Raw genomic sequence first — 14,605 nt, forward strand, 5'->3', positions numbered from 1 at the left:
GTTGCTCACTCTCCTGACGAGCCCCCGCGCAGGCGGGGCGTCTCCGAGGGCGGGGCCTCGGCGGTAGTTTCGGTGTCTGCGCCCTGGTGATGGAGCTGAAGGAGTCCAGCGGCGATGCTCACCGCGACTTCCTGAGGCGACTTGCCGCCAATCTCCAGCCCCATGGGGCAGCGCACGCGGGCCAGCTGCGCCGCCGTCGCGCCCCGGGCCTCCAGGCGCTGACGGAAGCGGGCCCACTTGGTGTTGCTTCCAATGAGGCCCACGTAGCGCGCGGGCTTCTCCAAGGCGAAGGCGATGATGTCCTGGTCCAGGTCATGCCGGTGCGTCATCACCGCGATGTACGTGCGGCGCACGTCCCAGACAGCGCGCGAGGCGAAGACGTCCCACGGCTCCTCGTGGCGGATGACCGAAGCGGGGATGCGCTCGCCGTGGACCCATTCGGGGCGCTCGTCGACGAGGTGGACCTGGAAGGGGGTGCCGTCCAACGTGCGGCACAGGGCCTGACCCACGTGGCCGGCGCCGAAGAGGTACAGGCGCGGGCCGTGGTTCAACGGCTCCATGAAGACGTCCACCACGCCGCCACAGCATTGGCCGAGCTTCGAGCCCAGCGGATACCGGTACGCACGGGGTTCCCCTTTCTCCAGGCAGGCGCGGGCGTCCGCGAGGACGAGCTGCTCCAGGTGGCCACCGCCCACGGTGCCGTGGAACGTCCCGTCCGCGCGGACGAGCAGCTTCGCGCCGGGCCTGGCGGGGGTACTTCCCTGACACACCGTCACGGTCGCCACGGCGAACGGAACATCGTCCCGCGACCACTCCGCCAGCTGGCGGATCCAATCCCACATTGTCCGGCAGAGTCTGCCACATGCCGGGCCGCCCACGTCACGTCCATGAAACGGAGTCCGGTTCAAAACCCGTAGCGCACCTGGCGGTCGGGCAGGCGGCGGGCCCGCATTTCCTTGAATTCAGCGATCAGGCGGCCCTTGAGTCCGGTGCGGTAGCGCACGTTGTGGCCTCCTCCCGCTGTTGTGCGGCGACGGGGAAAGTGCTCACTGCTCGCGCAGGGAGAAACTCCAGGCCGTCTCACGCGTCAGGAAGGGCTGCTGAGACTTGAGCTCCGCGAAATACGTCCCGGACGATGGGGCCGTGAAGGTCTGGTTCCCCGTTCCCGCCTCGTACGGCAGGGGGACCTGCGCGCCATGGGGATCAAGGATCCGGATGGTCGTTCTGCCGCCGCTCACGACGTAGGTCCGGCCCGCCTCCAACTCGAAGGAAAGGACGTCCACGTCCGAGCCCAACTCGAAGACGCCGGCCACGTTCACGGGAACGGTCTGCGGCGTAGCGTGTTCGGCGTCGTCGCCGTAGTCATCCGTGCTCGCCTGGTCCAACTTGAACGTGAAGGGGTAGGGAATGGACCTCGAGCTGACGATGAACGTGACGAGCCCCGAAGCCGGCGTATGGACGTGCCACAAGCCGTCCTCGACCTTCAGCATGTAGAGGGGGGCGCCGGAAGTGCGCGTCGTCAGCGTACATGCCCGGGTGCAGGACAGCCGGTAGAACACATCCGCGTCGAGCGGAACCGAGATGGCGTCCAGGTCCGTCTCCTTGTGGATGAGCCCGGTGACGGTTTCCCCCACGTCCGCGCGGGTGGCCGTTTGGGGGGTACCGCCATGGTCATCCGTCCCCAGGTCGTCGACCCGCACCTCGATGTCGCTCCCCCAGGATGAATTTGGCAGCAGATGCACGTAGTACGTCCCCGTCGACGCCGCTTCATGGACGATTCGGTTCCACTGCGTCTCCGCCAGCGTCTTGCCGTCCGCGTCCGTGAGCCTGAAGCGCCACTCATTGACGGCGGGGAGGAAGCGGATGTCGTAGATGTGCCCCGCGGTGGCGAAGAAGGAGAAGACGTCCACGTCGTTGGGGCCGTGGAGTCGTACGGCCACGGGGGTGCCCGCCGTCAGCGGAGTCGCCCCTTGAAGCGTATTGGCGTGGTCATCCCGGCCCAGGTCGTCCAACTGGCACTGGGTGGCCAAGGTCGCGTCGAAGCTGCTGTAGAATGCGCAGATGCGCATTCGCTGCTCCGCTGAGCGGACGTGCAAAGGCAGCAACCTTCGCTTCGGCCTCCAGGGGAACTACCACTGGAACCCAGCGGGCCCCATCGACCTCTGGTCGGGGGTGGCACTTGGCTACGATACGAGCTCGTTCTCGGTGCCCGCGGCTGAAGTCACCTACTCAGGGCCCGACGTCACGCTCCAGGCCGGGTTCGACAAGAACTTCGGCGGGAACTTCTGGGCCGGGCTCTTCGTCACTGGCACTGGTGGCGAGTACGACAAGCTGGATGTACGCCTGCTCAACGGTTCGGGGAGCGAAAGCCTCCGCGAGCGCGCCTTCCATCTCTGGATCGGCTTCGGTTTCCGGGTGAGGGTGGCCGTTCCTCACCCGGCGGTCACGAACTGACGTCGCCAGGTCGAGCCCGTCACGCCGTCAGGGGCGCGGGCGGCGTGTCGGACACGGCGCGCCGCATGGGCTGTGCCTTCCCGTACGTCAACGAGCGCCACGCCCACTCCACTGGACCAAAGCGGAAGCGTGACAGCCACAGGTGGCTCCACAGGACCTGGACGCAGAAGATGCCGACGCAGATGACGACACACGCGAAGGGGCCCCGCTTGCCCACCTGTCCCAGGCCATAGCCGTAGAAGATGAGCAGGCTGATGACCGTCTGCGACAGGTAGTTCGTCAGCGCCATGCGTCCCGCGGGCGCGAGCAGTCCCAGCGCCCGCTGCCAGGTTGCGCGCTGGAAGAGCAGGGTGATGCCCGCCAGATACACGCCCGCGAGCCCCACCTGTGCCAGGTTGCGCAGCGGCGCCAGCCCCAGGGGCAGCCACACGGGCATCGTCTCCGGCGTGAGCACCTTCTTCTGCATGAGCACCGTCACCACGACGCCGGGCACGGAGCCCACCACCGCGGCCACCAGCCCCCAGCCGAGCAGGCGGCGAAAGAAACCCAGGTGGGCGGGGACGTCCTGGAAGATGCCGCGCCGTCCCGCCCAGAGTCCGAGCGCGAAGCGGCCCAGACAGGTCAGCAGTCCGGCCAGCATCATCGTGAAGAACTCGTCGCGGTAGAACCCGGCGCTGGTCTTCGTCACGTCCCACCAGCTTCCCCCGGTGATGGCCGTCAGCATCCGCGTGTGAATGGCGGTGGACTTCTCGCGAGCCGCGGCCATGACCGCGGCACCGGCCTCGGGTGAGTCCGCCAGGAGCTGCGGCAGCCGCCAGAGGAGGGTCATGAGCAGCGGCCACACCAGGACGAGCACCGCCGCGATGATGAGCAGCGTCCGGTCCGAACGCCGCCGTAGGAGCAGCAGGCCGAAGCCCATCAGCGCGTACGAGGAGAGGATGTCGCCGTACCAGAGCAGGAACAGGTGCAGGACCCCCACCACCAGCAAGACCGTCAGCCGCCTCGCGTAGAGCGGGACGAAGCCGCCACCTCGCGCTTCGGCCCGGCCGAGCTGAACCGCGAAGCCCAGGCCGAAGAGGAAGGCGAAGAGGGTCATGAACTTCCCAGAGACCAGCACCTCGAAGGCATACCGGGTGATGGTGTCCAGGAGCGAGGCATTGGCGATGGACGCCTCGAATTGTTCCCGGGACAGGAACACCCTGCCGCTGAACCACATCTGCACGTTGGAGATGAGAATGCCGAAGAGCGCGAAGCCACGCAGCGCGTCGAGCAGCTCCAGGCGCTCACCTGCCTCGACCGGGCGGGCTTCGGCGAGCGGCGCGGATGCAACGGAGGAAGGGACGTTGGGCATGATGACTGAACAACGTCATACAGCCACATCGATTGCGAATTCCTCCGTTTTTGATGCGTGTCTTTTCGCGTCCCAGGAGCGGACGCGAAAAGGCATTCATATCCCACAAGCGGACAGGGATGCGGTTACACGCCGATACGCGGGCACACATCCTTCACGATGCAGTCGTCGCATTTCGGCTTCTTTGCGGTGCAGGTGTAACGCCCATGGAGGACGGTGGCGGGGCCGAAGAAGGTCCACTGATCCTGGGGCACCAGCTTCATCAGGTCTTCTTCAATCGCCTCGGCTTTGTCTTTCTTCGTCAGGCCCAGGCGCTGGCTGACGCGCGCCACGTGGGTGTCGACGATGATGCCGGAGGGGAGATTGAAGGCGGTGTTGAGGACGACGTTGGCCGTCTTCCGCGCCACGCCCGGGAGCGTCACCAGTTCGTCGATGGTGCGGGGGACCTCACCGCCGAACTTGTCGAGGAGCGCGCGGCTCATGGCCTGCACGGACTTCGTCTTCTGCTTGAAGAAGCCGGTGGGCTTGAGGTCCTCCTCGAGCGCGGCGGTGTCCGCGTCGGCGAAGGCCTGTGGCCCCGGGTACTTGGGGAAGACAGTGGCGGTGACGCGGTTGACGCGCTCGTCGGTGCACTGCGCGGCCAGGATGGTGGCGACGAGCAGCTCGAAGGGCGTGGACCAGTTGAGTTCGTAGCGCGCATCCGGATGGGTTTCCCGAAGGCGCTCGAGGAAGAGGGCGGCTTTCTCGGCGGGATTCATGGTGGCGTGAGTGAGCACCACCCTACCTGGAGCGTCTGACATGTGCCACGAGCGTTTGGGCGCCGCCCAGCAGGCGCCTGGTCGAGAAAAAGCCGAATACGTAGAGGTCGCGGTGCTTCTGTTCCGCACTGGACAAGTGAGGGGGGCGTGGCTCCCAGGCCGGCAGTCGTTCCAAACATCTTCCCTCTTCAGCCCTGTTCACAGGACCACTTCATGAGTCCGAGTGCAACGACAGTTCTGTGCACAGCCCTTTGCGCGCTCCATGTCGTCCGCTGGTTCGAGTCATGCGTTGCTTCGAAGACACACCATCTCGCCGAGAAGGTTCTGGCACTGACTGTGCAGTTCAAACAGGCACCAGGATGAGACAGTAGGACAAGAAGTGTCTTGGTGTCGGGCCTGGCGAAAGGGGTGGGGCGTATGTGCAGCGGTCAATCACCTGTCGAGCGGTTTTGCCGCGTTCCTCCAAGTCCAGAGCTCCGGAGCAGGATGAAGGAGCGTTTCCAGGGTATCCAGGCCGTATCGGAAAGCCTCTTCGGCCGACGGCTCCTCCTTCGTGAGACGCACGCCATGGGGTTGAACGACGGCCTTATCATCCCAGGCTCGTATTTCCCGCTGGGCACCGGGCCGAATCGCGTCCGCAACTTCGCCCTTGAGCGCCAGCCACTTCGGGGGCAAGTGCGCGTCATCGTCGTTCTCGTCGACTTCGAAGACAGGCCCATGAATCGAAGCCGGCAGCAATTCGAGGACCTTTTCTTCTCACAAGGCAAGAGCCCGACAGGAAGTGTGCGGGAGTATTTCGCCGAGGCGAGTCATGGGCTCGTCGACATCGTGGGGCAGGTCGTCGGTCCGTATCGCATGCCTCTGAAGCTGGCCCAGTACGCTGGGGGCGGTTCCGGCACTGACAATCCGGAGCCTAACGCGCGGACCATGGCGAGGCATGCCGCCGAAGCCGCGGCCAGCGTGGACTTCGCGCCCTACGACAACGATGGAAACGGCTTCGTCGACGCGTTCATCGTGGTCCACTCAGGCGGTGGCGCCGAGCAGACCGGCAGCGCTGGCGACATCTGGTCGCACAAGTGGGTTCTTTTCGGCGGGGAACACAATGCGCAGGGGGCCAAGATCTTCGGGTATCTGACCATCCCGGAGGATGCGAAGATCGGCGTTTGTTGCCATGAAATCGGGCACCTCGTGTTCGGCTGGCCGGACCTGTACGACGCGGATGGCACCTCGGAAGGGCTCGGGAACTGGTGTTTGATGGCGGGTGGAAGCTGGAACAACAACGGCGATGTCCCGGCCCATCCATCCGCTTGGTGCAAGGCCAGGCAGGGATGGGTCTCCATCGTCAATTACACCGCCAACAGGAGCGTGAACTTCACCGACGTCAAGACGGAGCACTCGGTGCACAGGCTTTGGAAGAACGGGGTGCCGGGCTCCGAGTACTTCCTGGTCGAGAACCGCCAGCAGAACCAGTACGACAGATTCCTGCCTGGTTCGGGACTGCTCGTGTATCACGTGGATGAGTCCATTCCGGACAATACGAACGAAGTCCATCCTCGAGTTCGCTTGGTTCAGGCGGATGCCTTGGAGGATTTGGACCGTGCCGTCAACCGGGGCGACGACGGGGATCCATTCCCTGGTAGCTCTGGTAATTCGCGCTTTGAATTCGGCACCCGTCCGAGTTCCCGTGCGTATTCCGGGCGTGACAGTTGCGTGTCCATTTCCGACATCAGCCCTTCCGGGATGTCAATGACGGCTCATGTCGAAGTCAGCAGGGCGCAGAAAACCAGAGACGTCCTGCAGCAGCTGGTCAATGACTGGCCTGAGTGAGCGCGCAGTGCTGGCCGCGAGGGGCGACGCTTATGGTGCAGATTCAGGAGAACTGGGCCGACGTGAGGGGGCAGGTCCTCTCATGGCGGCCGCAGAGTGACGTTCCACACCATGGTCTTCTCGAACTCGCCGTCACACACGTGCAGGCCGTCGAGGGCTTCGCCAATCTCTTGAGAGGCATCGAGGGCTCGTCGATTCGAGTCTACGTCCCGGCGGAGCCGGGCCAGTCCCGCGAATTGGCGGCAGGAGACTCGGTCTCCTGCCGCATCCGCAAGTCTCAGCACGCTCGGTACTTCTCGCGCCCAGGAGGCTTGGAGGTCCTCCGCCTCCCGGATTCCTGAGACACCTCTCTCAATCCATGGTGGCGAGGGCGCCCCGAGTCAGTAGGCGATGTCGCTGGCGTACTCACTCGGGGCGAAGGTGGGGCGGCTTCGCGCGCTATTGCTCGACCAGCAGGTCGATGAAGCGCCGCACCTTGGCTGGCAGGTGACGCTTGCTCGGGTAGAACGCCATGATCCGGACGACCTCCGTCTCGCATGACGGCAGCAGCGCCTTGAGGCGTCCACGCGCGAGGTCTTCGTCGACCAGAAAGCTGGGAAGAAAGGCGATGCCCAGTCCCGCGACAGCCGCGTCCCGGATGGCCTCGCCACTGTCGAGTCGTAGGCGGCTTCGACCCTCCACCGTCACATAGGCGCCATCCTTCGGGCGCAGTCGCCAGCGCTGTCGTCGCCCCCGGCTACTGAAGAGCAGGCAATCATGCGTCGCGAGCTCCTCCAGCGTCTGGGGTTCGCCGCGCGCGGCCAGGTACGAGGGGGCGGCGCAGACGAACACCCGATGTTGCGCCACGAGCCGGGACACCAGTCGCGTATCGGTGCTGGTTACATTGATGCGCACGGCCAGGTCGTAACCTTCCTCGATGATGTCCGCGACGCGATCGGTGAAGCTCACCTCCACCTGCACGTCGGGCCAGGTCTGCAGATATTTCTTCAGCACGGGCAGGACATGCAGTCTGCCGAATGCGTCGGGCACGGTGAGCCGCAAGACGCCCCGGGGCGTGCCCGTGCGATCTCCGACGCTGGCTTCCGCTTCATCCAAAGCCGCCAGGACTTGTTGGCAATGCTCATGGAAGACACGGCCATCGTCGGTGAGACTCAGGTGGCGCGTCGTGCGATTGAGCAGACGCACCCCAAGGCGGGATTCCAGCCGGGCCAGGGCCTTGCCAGCCGCCGAGCGCGTCAGCCCGATGGCCCGGCCACCGCTGACGAAACTGCCCGCGTCCACGACGGCCATGAAGGCGAAGATCTCATCCAGATGGGCGCGTTTCATGGCGGGCGCTCGATTGTAGCCCTCGCATCGCTGGAGTGGGGAACGCCGTTCGTCAGTGGGCTCGGTATACGCGTTCGGCAATCGCTTCTTCCCTCACGCCCGCTCATTGGAGAGCCCCCATGCCTGTCACCCTGATGAACCCCGAAGGAATGATGAAGCCCGACGTGTACCGACAGGTGGCGATCGCCACCGGAAGCCGGCAGGTGCACATCGCAGGTCAGGTCGCGTACGGCCCGGATGGGCAGCTCGTCGCTCGGGGCGACCTGGCTGGACAGGTGGCGCAGGCCTACCGCAACGTCGCCATCGCTCTCGCGGCGGCCGGGGCGACGTTCAGCGACGTCGTTCGACTGACAATCTACGTGGTCGACTGGAAGCACGAGCGGATGCCCGACTTTCTGGCCGGCATCGAGCAGATCTCCAAGGAGTTGAACATCGTGCCGGCGCCGGCCTCGTTGATTGGCGTCTCCGTGCTCTTCGAGCCGGACGTCCTCGTTGAGATTGAAGCCACCGCGGTCGTGGGCTGACCCACGCTGTACCCCGCGCATGAGCGCCCCACGGCCGATGAACCGAGGGACGCTCGGTGGCAGGACTGCATCCACAACTGGCAGCACGACGCGGCGTTTGATGGCTCGCAGCCGGTGTGAGTGGCCACTACCCGGGGCGGAGCGTCTGACTCACGTCGCTGCCCCCGGACGTCACCCGCCCTGGGGCGTCAGTTGCTGAAGCAGCCGCACTGTCTCCGGCGCGGCCAGCGCGGGCGCATACGCAGTGAGCGCGACCCCGGACACCACGCGGGTGATGTTGTGGTCCACCTTGCCGGGCTGCGACCAGACGGCTCCGGGAGGCGCGGTGATGTACGCGGAGAAGGTGTGGTGGCCGGTGCCGGGCCGCTCGCCAATGACGTGGATGAGGGCCCGGTGCCGGGCCGCGTCCTCCAGGCCCGCGTACAGCGCTTCGCCCACCCGGTACCCCGCGCGCACGCGCCCGGACGTGAGCACCAGGTGCTCCGGAGCAGGCTGGTACCCCTCGGCAATCAACGCCGCGCGCAGTGCCTCCAGATAAGGCGCGAGCTGTCCCTCGTCCATGATGGCCAGCGCGTTGAGCCCGTCGGACACCATCAACTGCACGTCATACCGTCCCGCATGGCGTGCCCTCAGCGCGCGCACCGCCTCCAGGGACGCGGCGTCGAGCTGTTCGCCCGTCTCCGGGTGGAGGATGTACTCCGTCCGATCTTGCGACTTCGACTCCAGCCGCACACCCTCTGGCATGGCGTTGATGAAGGCGGGCGTCAGCTCCGTCCACAGGCTCTTCTTCGAGTCCGCGTAGACACGGCGCATCTCCGCGTCCAGCGCGGGCTCCAGGTCCCACGGGTGCGTGCCGTGTCCGCGCGCCATGGGCAGGCCGCGCGCACGAATCGCCGACAACTGCTGCTCCGCGTCCGCCCGGATGTCCGACTCCGGCCGGGTGTCGCCCTTCGCGCGCAGGTACTGGAGATAGACCCAGACCGGGTCTCCGAAGTGGCGAGTGGGCTTGCCCTCCACGTCGATGACGCCCAGGCGCTGGAAGAAGGCCCACATCCGGTCATCCACCTTGTAGCCGAACTGCTCGCGGATGCGGACGTGGTCCTGGAACCCGGTGGTGAGGTAGCCCAGCATCGGGTCGTTCTTCGTGGGCAGCGCCATGAGGTACGCGGGATTCGCCGGCATGATGCGCTCGATGCACCAGTCCAGGTCGTCCAGCGACACGTCCATGTGAAGCGTGGAGCAGACGTCCAGGCCAATGGTGAGCCCGTGCAGCTTGCCCATGGCGATGTCTTCCAGGCAGCAGCGCACCAACTGCTCGCGGGTGCGGAACACCTCCGGTCCGATGAAGCCCGCAACGTCGTTGAGGTGCACCCATGGCGCCGCGCCCTGCCGCGCCCGGGACACACGTTGGGACAGGGCCCTCGCGAAGCCGTACTTGCGCGACTCGTGGAGGACCATGTCGTAGCCGTGGCCGTGGCCGTTGGTGAAATCCGCGCCCTGGCCCGTCTCGAAGTAGAGCCCGTAGGGCCCGGTGCGCCCGTCCGCGTAGGCGAGCATCTTCTCCACGGAGATGTCGAAGGTCGCGTTGGCGCTGTCGCTGCCAGCGATGCTCTGGAACCAGACGCCCGTGGTGCCGGGCTGCCGCCGCTCCACCTCCGCCTGCACGTCGATGTGGGACAGCACGCAGTGGGGCAGCACGTCCGTCAGTCCGAAGGTCACCAGCACCTCGAGCAGGGCGGACTCGATGGCGGCCACGGACTCCGGCGTGGAGGACACCGGGTTGCATCCCAGCACCACGTCACCCACCGCGTATGAGAAGCCGTCGAACACCTGCCAGCGGATGTCGTCCACGTTGTCAGTGGGCGAGTTGGGCTGGATGCGCGCCCCCATGTAGCCCCGCGCGCCCACCTTGCTGCCCGGTAGCGGGTTGAACACCTTGCTTCCCAGCGCGATGAGCTCCGCGTCACTCATCAGCTTGACGACGCAGCCAATGGCGTCGCTGCCCAGCCCGGGGCTGATGGCATGAATGGCCGCCTCGTCGGACTCCAGCAGGAACCGCCTCAGCCGTCCCAACGTCCAGTCCGCCGTAAGCGCCGCGGCCTGCGGGTCCTCGGCCTCCAGGCTCAGCGCGTGCAACGCATCCTGGTGCAAAGGGTAGCGCCGCACGTCCGCCAGCCGCGTGTGCCCCAAGAGCCTGCGCGCATTCGCACGCGAGTTCTCATCCGCGGCGGCGACGCCCACGAGCGCGTCGCCTTCCTTGAAGGTATTGGCCGCGCCCAGCACCTGCTTGTAGAGCGTGTCGTCGAAGCCGCCCCGGAGCCGCTGGACGTAGCCGAAGACGTCCTCGCCCGACTTCACGTCTGGGATGTAGACGCCTCCCGGCGTGGGGGTGGACGTCGGTTTTCTCCGGCAGCCCAGGACGGAGGCGGCCGCGCCTCCCACCATCGCGGTCAGCACTGCGCGTCGGTGCAGCAGGAACCTCGGGTCCAGGTGCATGGTTCTCCCTCGCTCAGGACTCGCATGGCGGAAGGGAACACCCGTCTTCCCGCCGCGCACAAGCAGGGCCCGGGTGGTGCGGCGTGTCGCTGTAGGGCGCCCAACGGAGAGCTCCGGCCGGAGTCTGAGCACTTCCGCGAGGTTCGGACAGATGGCGCCCGTGCGGGCTGCGCGCGCATCCCTGGACGGGCGCTGCCGCTGCGCCTAGGGTCCGCGCGCATCCACTTCTCTTCCCCCCCGAGTGAGAACACCATGGTCTCGGACATCTTCAATCCGGCGCGCTGGAAGGCCGTCGAGGGCTTCAAGTTCAAGGACATCACCTTCCACCGCGCGGTGGACCAGGGCACGGTCCGCATCGCGTTCAACCGCCCCGAGGTCCGCAACGCCTTCCGGCCCCGCACCGTGGATGAGCTGTCCCGCGCGCTGGAGGCCACGCGCTTCATGACGGACGTGGGGTGCGTGCTGATCACGGGCAATGGGCCGTCGCCCAAGGATGGCGGCTGGGCCTTCTGCTCCGGCGGAGACCAGCGCATCCGCGGCAAGGACGGCTACAAGTACGAGGGCGAGGAGGGAGAGTCCGACCCCGCGCGCCTGGGCCGCCTCCACATCCTGGAGGTCCAGCGGCAGATTCGTTTCCTGCCCAAGGCCGTCATCGCCGTGGTGCCGGGCTGGGCCGTGGGCGGTGGGCACAGCCTCCACGTCGTCTGTGACATGACCATCGCCAGCAAGGAGCACGCGGTGTTCAAGCAGACGGACGCGGACGTGGCGTCGTTCGACGCGGGCTACGGTTCAGCGCTGCTGGCTCGGCAGATTGGTCAGAAGCGGGCGCGGGAGATCTTCTTCGTGGGCGCCAACTACTCGGCGGAGGAGGCCTTCCAGATGGGCATGGTCAACGCCGTGGTGCCCCATGCGCAGCTGGAGGAGTTCGCGCTGGAGTGGGCGGCGGAGATCAACACGAAGAGCCCCACGGCCATCAAGATGTTGAAGTACGCGTTCAACCTGCCCGACGACGGACTGGTGGGCCAGCAGCTCTTCGCGGGCGAGGCCACGCGCCTGGCCTACGGCACCGATGAGGCGCAGGAAGGCCGCGACGCCTTCGTCCAGAAGCGCAAGCGCGACTTCAAGCGCTTCCCCTGGTCGTACTGAACCCGCGGACGCCGAGGCGGCGCGGACGCCCTGGGAATACCCATCCAGGGTGATGGTCGGTGGAAGGGGCCTCGTGTTCTAGGCCTCTTCCATGCCGAACCCCTCCGCGTCCCTCCTCATCGTGCTCGTGAGCCTGTCGCTGGGCTGCGCCAGCGGCACCACGGGCGCTGTCAGCCGTCGCGAAGCCTCCACGCCCGCCACGGCGTGTCTCGACACCATCTCGTGTTGCCTCCAACGTCATCCGGCGCAGCCTGAGTTGTGCGGCCTCTCCGCCTCGGAAGCCGTCGTGTACCTGGCGGAAATCCAGGCCGTGGCGAAGGAGCACGAGGCGAGTCGGGACGTCGGCGCGAAGGCGGGATGGAAGCGGCGCTGCGTGGACACCCATGCCCGGTGCAAGGACGCGGGGAGGGGACGATGGGTGGGAGACTGCTACGCCTGTTTCGTCCGCTGTGAGCGCGAGCGGGAATGGCCCTACGACAGCTGCCACCGGCGATAGCGCCGTCACACCGGCGTCAGGCGCTGCCGACGATGTCCAGGATGACGGCGTAGTGCACGCCCGCCGCGGCCACGACGAGCAGGTGGAAGATTTCGTGGTAGCCGAAGACGGTGGGAATCGGGTCGGGCCAGCGGCGCGCATAGATGACCGCGCCCACGGTGTAGAGCACGCCGCCCAGCACGAGCCACGCGACGCGCCCGGAGCCAATCACCTCGGGTAGCCGCAGCATCACCGGCGCGGCCACGGCGCCCAGCGCGACGTAGAGCGCGGAGCGCAGCCCTCGCGAGGTGTGCACGCCCAGGAGCGTGAGGCCCGCGCCCGTCAGCGCGGCGATCCACATCAACCAGAGCAGATACAGGCTGGTGTCACCCGTGGTGTCCAGCGTGGCCATGGGCGTGAATGAGCCCGCGATGAGGATGTAGATGGCCGCGTGGTCGAAGCGCTGGATGCGCCGGTACGCGTCCATGCCCCAGGTGAAGCGGTGGTAGGTGGCGCTCACGCCGAACATCAGCACCAGGCTGCCACCGAACACGAGGTCGGCCAGGTACTGGGGGCCGCGCACCGGCATCAGCGCTAGTTGGATGCACCCGAGCAGCGCCGCCACGAAGGCCACGGCGTGGGAGACGCCTCGGAGCCGGGGCTTGACGCTCTCGATGAGGAGCAAGGTGTCAGTGCCATCTGGGGACGCCATGACCTGCTCGTAATCATCGCACGTCACCCTCGCGTCAGCGCGCGGTACATCCCGTCCAGCTTCTGACGCCCCGAGCGCCCGAGCGTCCAGCGGCGTACGGCCGCGGGTGCGAACCGGAAGACACCACCGCCGGTTCGCGGCCAGGCATATGCTCCGCGTCAGAACGCTGGTTTCATCACCACGGAATCTGACGAGCGCGTCACCGGGCCATGGAACACGGCCTCGATGTTGTTCCCATCCGGGGCCAGGACGAACCCCGGTCGACGAACAGTTCGTCGGCGGAGAGGTGGTGTGGACTCTCGCTGAAGAAGGGCACGCCCAACACGACCAGCACCGCGCGATAGAATTGCTTGCTGGCATCGAGGTCCTGGAGGCGCAGATGGACGTGATCGAACAGCCGGCCCTTGTGGAACTCCATGTTGCTCCTTCACGGTGGTATGGCTCACGGACGTCGAGCGGTGCGCGGGGAGGCGCGAGGCTGACATGAAACCTCACATGCTGACCTTCTTTTGCGAGCTGGAGGCGGAGCCTCTGCGTGAGCTATTCGCCACTCCTGGCGTCGAGGAGGACCTGGTGGCGCTGGATGCCGGGGTGAGCCTGGGCCTGCTCGATCTGGGGCCGGAGCGGGCCCAGGTGGTCCAGCGGCTGAACCGGATGGGCATTCCCGTCACGGCGTGGCTGCTGCTGCCCACCGACGAGGGCTACTGGTTCCATGCGGGCAATGTGGCGCAGGCCACGGCGCGCTACGAGGCCTTCCAGGCGTGGACGGCCGAGCACCACTTGACGTGGGAGGGCGTGGGGCTGGACATCGAGCCGGACATCCGCGAGCTGCGACGGTGGATGGAGGGCGGGTGGCGGCAACTGGGCGAAATCCTGCCCAGGCTCGTGCAGGGGCACCGCATCCGGGACGCGAGGGCAGGGTACGCGCGGCTGATGGAGCGCATCCGCGCGGACGGCTATCGGGTGGATGCCTACCAGTTCCCCATCATCGTGGACGAGCGGGAGTCGCGCTCCACGCTGGTGCAGCGGCTGGCGGGGGTGCTCGACCTGCCGGCGGACCGCGAGGTCCTCATGCTCTACACCAGCTTCCTGCGGCCCCATGGCCCCTCCGTGCTCTGGAGCTACGGGCCCGGAAGTCAGTCCCTGGCGGTGGGCGTCACTGGCGGGGGCGTGGAGCTCCCCGGCGCCTTCGCCGCGAGGCCCCTGGATTGGACGGAGTTCTCACGCGACCTGCGTCTGGCGGTGCGCTGGACGCATGACCTCCACGTCTTCAGCCTGGAGGGCTGCGTCCAACAGGGCTTCCTGAACCGGCTCCGTACCTTCGACTGGGATGCGCCGGTCACCCCGCCAGCGACCGCGGCGCGCCACGTGGACACCGTGCGGCGCGCGGCCCGGCTGCTGCTCCGCACGAGCGCCTGGGTCCTTCGCTGAGGGACGGACATGCGGACAGCGCGGTAGCCGCCGTGCGTCATCGCCGTGTCGTGGTTCATCGCGATTGACGCTCGGGGAGGGCGGGGGTGTCATGCGCCCCGGCCA

14 protein-coding genes are annotated in these 14,605 nt (G+C 66.8%); 6 read left to right on the forward strand and 8 right to left on the reverse strand.

What is annotated here, in order from left to right; genetic code table 11:
- Positions 1–5 precede the first annotated feature (5 nt).
- Both xdhC and BHS09_RS15500 read right to left on the reverse strand, forming a co-directional pair.
- Entirely contained in the window at positions 6–842 is an 837-nt protein-coding gene (xdhC, locus tag BHS09_RS15490; protein WP_140790872.1) for a xanthine dehydrogenase accessory protein XdhC, read from the reverse strand.
- Between the two features lie 204 nt (positions 843–1,046).
- Positions 1,047–2,069, reverse strand: coding sequence for a PPC domain-containing protein (locus BHS09_RS15500; protein WP_237078317.1), 1,023 nt, complete (start codon positions 2,067–2,069; stop codon positions 1,047–1,049).
- Between BHS09_RS15500 and BHS09_RS15505 the strand changes: the two genes are divergently transcribed.
- Complete coding sequence (locus BHS09_RS15505; RefSeq protein WP_237078318.1) at positions 2,062–2,454, forward strand: hypothetical protein; 393 nt, start codon at positions 2,062–2,064, stop codon at positions 2,452–2,454. The genes BHS09_RS15500 and BHS09_RS15505 overlap by 8 nt on opposite strands.
- Before the next feature lie 19 nt (positions 2,455–2,473).
- Here the strand turns inward: BHS09_RS15505 and BHS09_RS15510 are convergent, their stop codons facing one another.
- Positions 2,474–3,805, reverse strand: coding sequence for a DUF418 domain-containing protein (locus tag BHS09_RS15510; RefSeq protein WP_140790873.1), 1,332 nt, complete (start codon positions 3,803–3,805; stop codon positions 2,474–2,476).
- Between the two features lie 125 nt (positions 3,806–3,930).
- On the reverse strand, positions 3,931–4,563 hold the full coding sequence (gene nth / locus BHS09_RS15515; RefSeq protein ID WP_140790874.1) for an endonuclease III: 633 nt from the start codon (positions 4,561–4,563) through the stop codon (positions 3,931–3,933).
- 486 nt (positions 4,564–5,049) lie between these two features.
- On the opposite strand from nth, the gene BHS09_RS15520 reads away from it, so the two are divergent.
- Positions 5,050–6,390 (forward strand): M6 family metalloprotease domain-containing protein, encoded by a 1,341-nt coding sequence (locus BHS09_RS15520; RefSeq protein ID WP_140790875.1) that lies wholly within the window; start codon positions 5,050–5,052, stop codon positions 6,388–6,390.
- 438 nt (positions 6,391–6,828) lie between these two features.
- On the opposite strand, the gene BHS09_RS15530 is transcribed toward BHS09_RS15520, so the two are convergent.
- A complete protein-coding gene (locus tag BHS09_RS15530) occupies positions 6,829–7,716 on the reverse strand; it encodes a LysR family transcriptional regulator (protein WP_140798254.1) in 888 nt (295 codons plus the stop codon).
- 119 nt (positions 7,717–7,835) lie between these two features.
- Here BHS09_RS15530 and BHS09_RS15535 point away from each other — a divergent pair, with 119 nt between their 5' ends.
- Positions 7,836–8,240, forward strand: a complete 405-nt coding sequence (locus BHS09_RS15535; protein WP_140798255.1) for a RidA family protein — start codon at positions 7,836–7,838, stop codon at positions 8,238–8,240.
- A gap of 171 nt (positions 8,241–8,411) precedes the next feature.
- Here BHS09_RS15535 and eutB read toward each other — a convergent pair whose 3' ends face one another.
- Positions 8,412–10,736: an ethanolamine ammonia-lyase subunit EutB gene (eutB, locus tag BHS09_RS15540; RefSeq protein ID WP_140798256.1), complete on the reverse strand. Its 2,325-nt coding sequence runs from the start codon at positions 10,734–10,736 to the stop codon at positions 8,412–8,414.
- A gap of 252 nt (positions 10,737–10,988) precedes the next feature.
- On the opposite strand from eutB, the gene BHS09_RS15545 reads away from it, so the two are divergent.
- On the forward strand, positions 10,989–11,882 hold the full coding sequence (locus tag BHS09_RS15545; RefSeq protein ID WP_002640507.1) for a 1,4-dihydroxy-2-naphthoyl-CoA synthase: 894 nt from the start codon (positions 10,989–10,991) through the stop codon (positions 11,880–11,882).
- 91 nt (positions 11,883–11,973) lie between these two features.
- Entirely contained in the window at positions 11,974–12,378 is a 405-nt protein-coding gene (locus BHS09_RS15550; RefSeq protein ID WP_140798257.1) for a hypothetical protein, read from the forward strand.
- A 16-nt stretch (positions 12,379–12,394) separates the two neighbouring features.
- Here BHS09_RS15550 and trhA read toward each other — a convergent pair whose 3' ends face one another.
- Positions 12,395–13,069: a PAQR family membrane homeostasis protein TrhA gene (gene trhA, locus BHS09_RS15555; protein ID WP_174260550.1), complete on the reverse strand. Its 675-nt coding sequence runs from the start codon at positions 13,067–13,069 to the stop codon at positions 12,395–12,397.
- 199 nt (positions 13,070–13,268) lie between these two features.
- Positions 13,269–13,487 (reverse strand): VOC family protein, encoded by a 219-nt coding sequence (locus BHS09_RS15560; protein WP_335929701.1) that lies wholly within the window; start codon positions 13,485–13,487, stop codon positions 13,269–13,271.
- A 14-nt stretch (positions 13,488–13,501) separates the two neighbouring features.
- Here BHS09_RS15560 and BHS09_RS15565 point away from each other — a divergent pair, with 14 nt between their 5' ends.
- Complete coding sequence (locus BHS09_RS15565) at positions 13,502–14,500, forward strand: hypothetical protein (protein WP_140798258.1); 999 nt, start codon at positions 13,502–13,504, stop codon at positions 14,498–14,500.
- Positions 14,501–14,605: the final 105 nt, after the last annotated feature.

Origin of the sequence: Myxococcus xanthus (assembly GCF_006402735.1) — a bacterium.
Taxonomy (GTDB): domain Bacteria; phylum Myxococcota; class Myxococcia; order Myxococcales; family Myxococcaceae; genus Myxococcus; species Myxococcus xanthus_A.

Excerpts from the sequence above, each read along its gene's own strand:
- trhA (WP_174260550.1), bottom strand. The coding sequence starts at position 13,069 with ATGGCGTCCCCAGATGGCACTGACACCTTGCTCCTCATCGAGAGCGTC.
- BHS09_RS15505 (WP_237078318.1), top strand. The coding sequence starts at position 2,062 with ATGCGCATTCGCTGCTCCGCTGAGCGGACGTGCAAAGGCAGCAACCTT.
- BHS09_RS15510 (WP_140790873.1), bottom strand. The coding sequence starts at position 3,805 with ATGCCCAACGTCCCTTCCTCCGTTGCATCCGCGCCGCTCGCCGAAGCC.
- nth (WP_140790874.1), bottom strand. The coding sequence starts at position 4,563 with ATGAATCCCGCCGAGAAAGCCGCCCTCTTCCTCGAGCGCCTTCGGGAA.
- BHS09_RS15500 (WP_237078317.1), bottom strand. The coding sequence starts at position 2,069 with ATGCGCATCTGCGCATTCTACAGCAGCTTCGACGCGACCTTGGCCACC.
- xdhC (WP_140790872.1), bottom strand. The coding sequence starts at position 842 with ATGTGGGATTGGATCCGCCAGCTGGCGGAGTGGTCGCGGGACGATGTT.
- BHS09_RS15545 (WP_002640507.1), top strand. The coding sequence starts at position 10,989 with ATGGTCTCGGACATCTTCAATCCGGCGCGCTGGAAGGCCGTCGAGGGC.
- eutB (WP_140798256.1), bottom strand. The coding sequence starts at position 10,736 with ATGCACCTGGACCCGAGGTTCCTGCTGCACCGACGCGCAGTGCTGACC.
- BHS09_RS15520 (WP_140790875.1), top strand. The coding sequence starts at position 5,050 with ATGAAGGAGCGTTTCCAGGGTATCCAGGCCGTATCGGAAAGCCTCTTC.
- BHS09_RS15535 (WP_140798255.1), top strand. The coding sequence starts at position 7,836 with ATGCCTGTCACCCTGATGAACCCCGAAGGAATGATGAAGCCCGACGTG.
- BHS09_RS15550 (WP_140798257.1), top strand. The coding sequence starts at position 11,974 with ATGCCGAACCCCTCCGCGTCCCTCCTCATCGTGCTCGTGAGCCTGTCG.
- BHS09_RS15530 (WP_140798254.1), bottom strand. The coding sequence starts at position 7,716 with ATGAAACGCGCCCATCTGGATGAGATCTTCGCCTTCATGGCCGTCGTG.
- BHS09_RS15560 (WP_335929701.1), bottom strand. The coding sequence starts at position 13,487 with ATGGAGTTCCACAAGGGCCGGCTGTTCGATCACGTCCATCTGCGCCTC.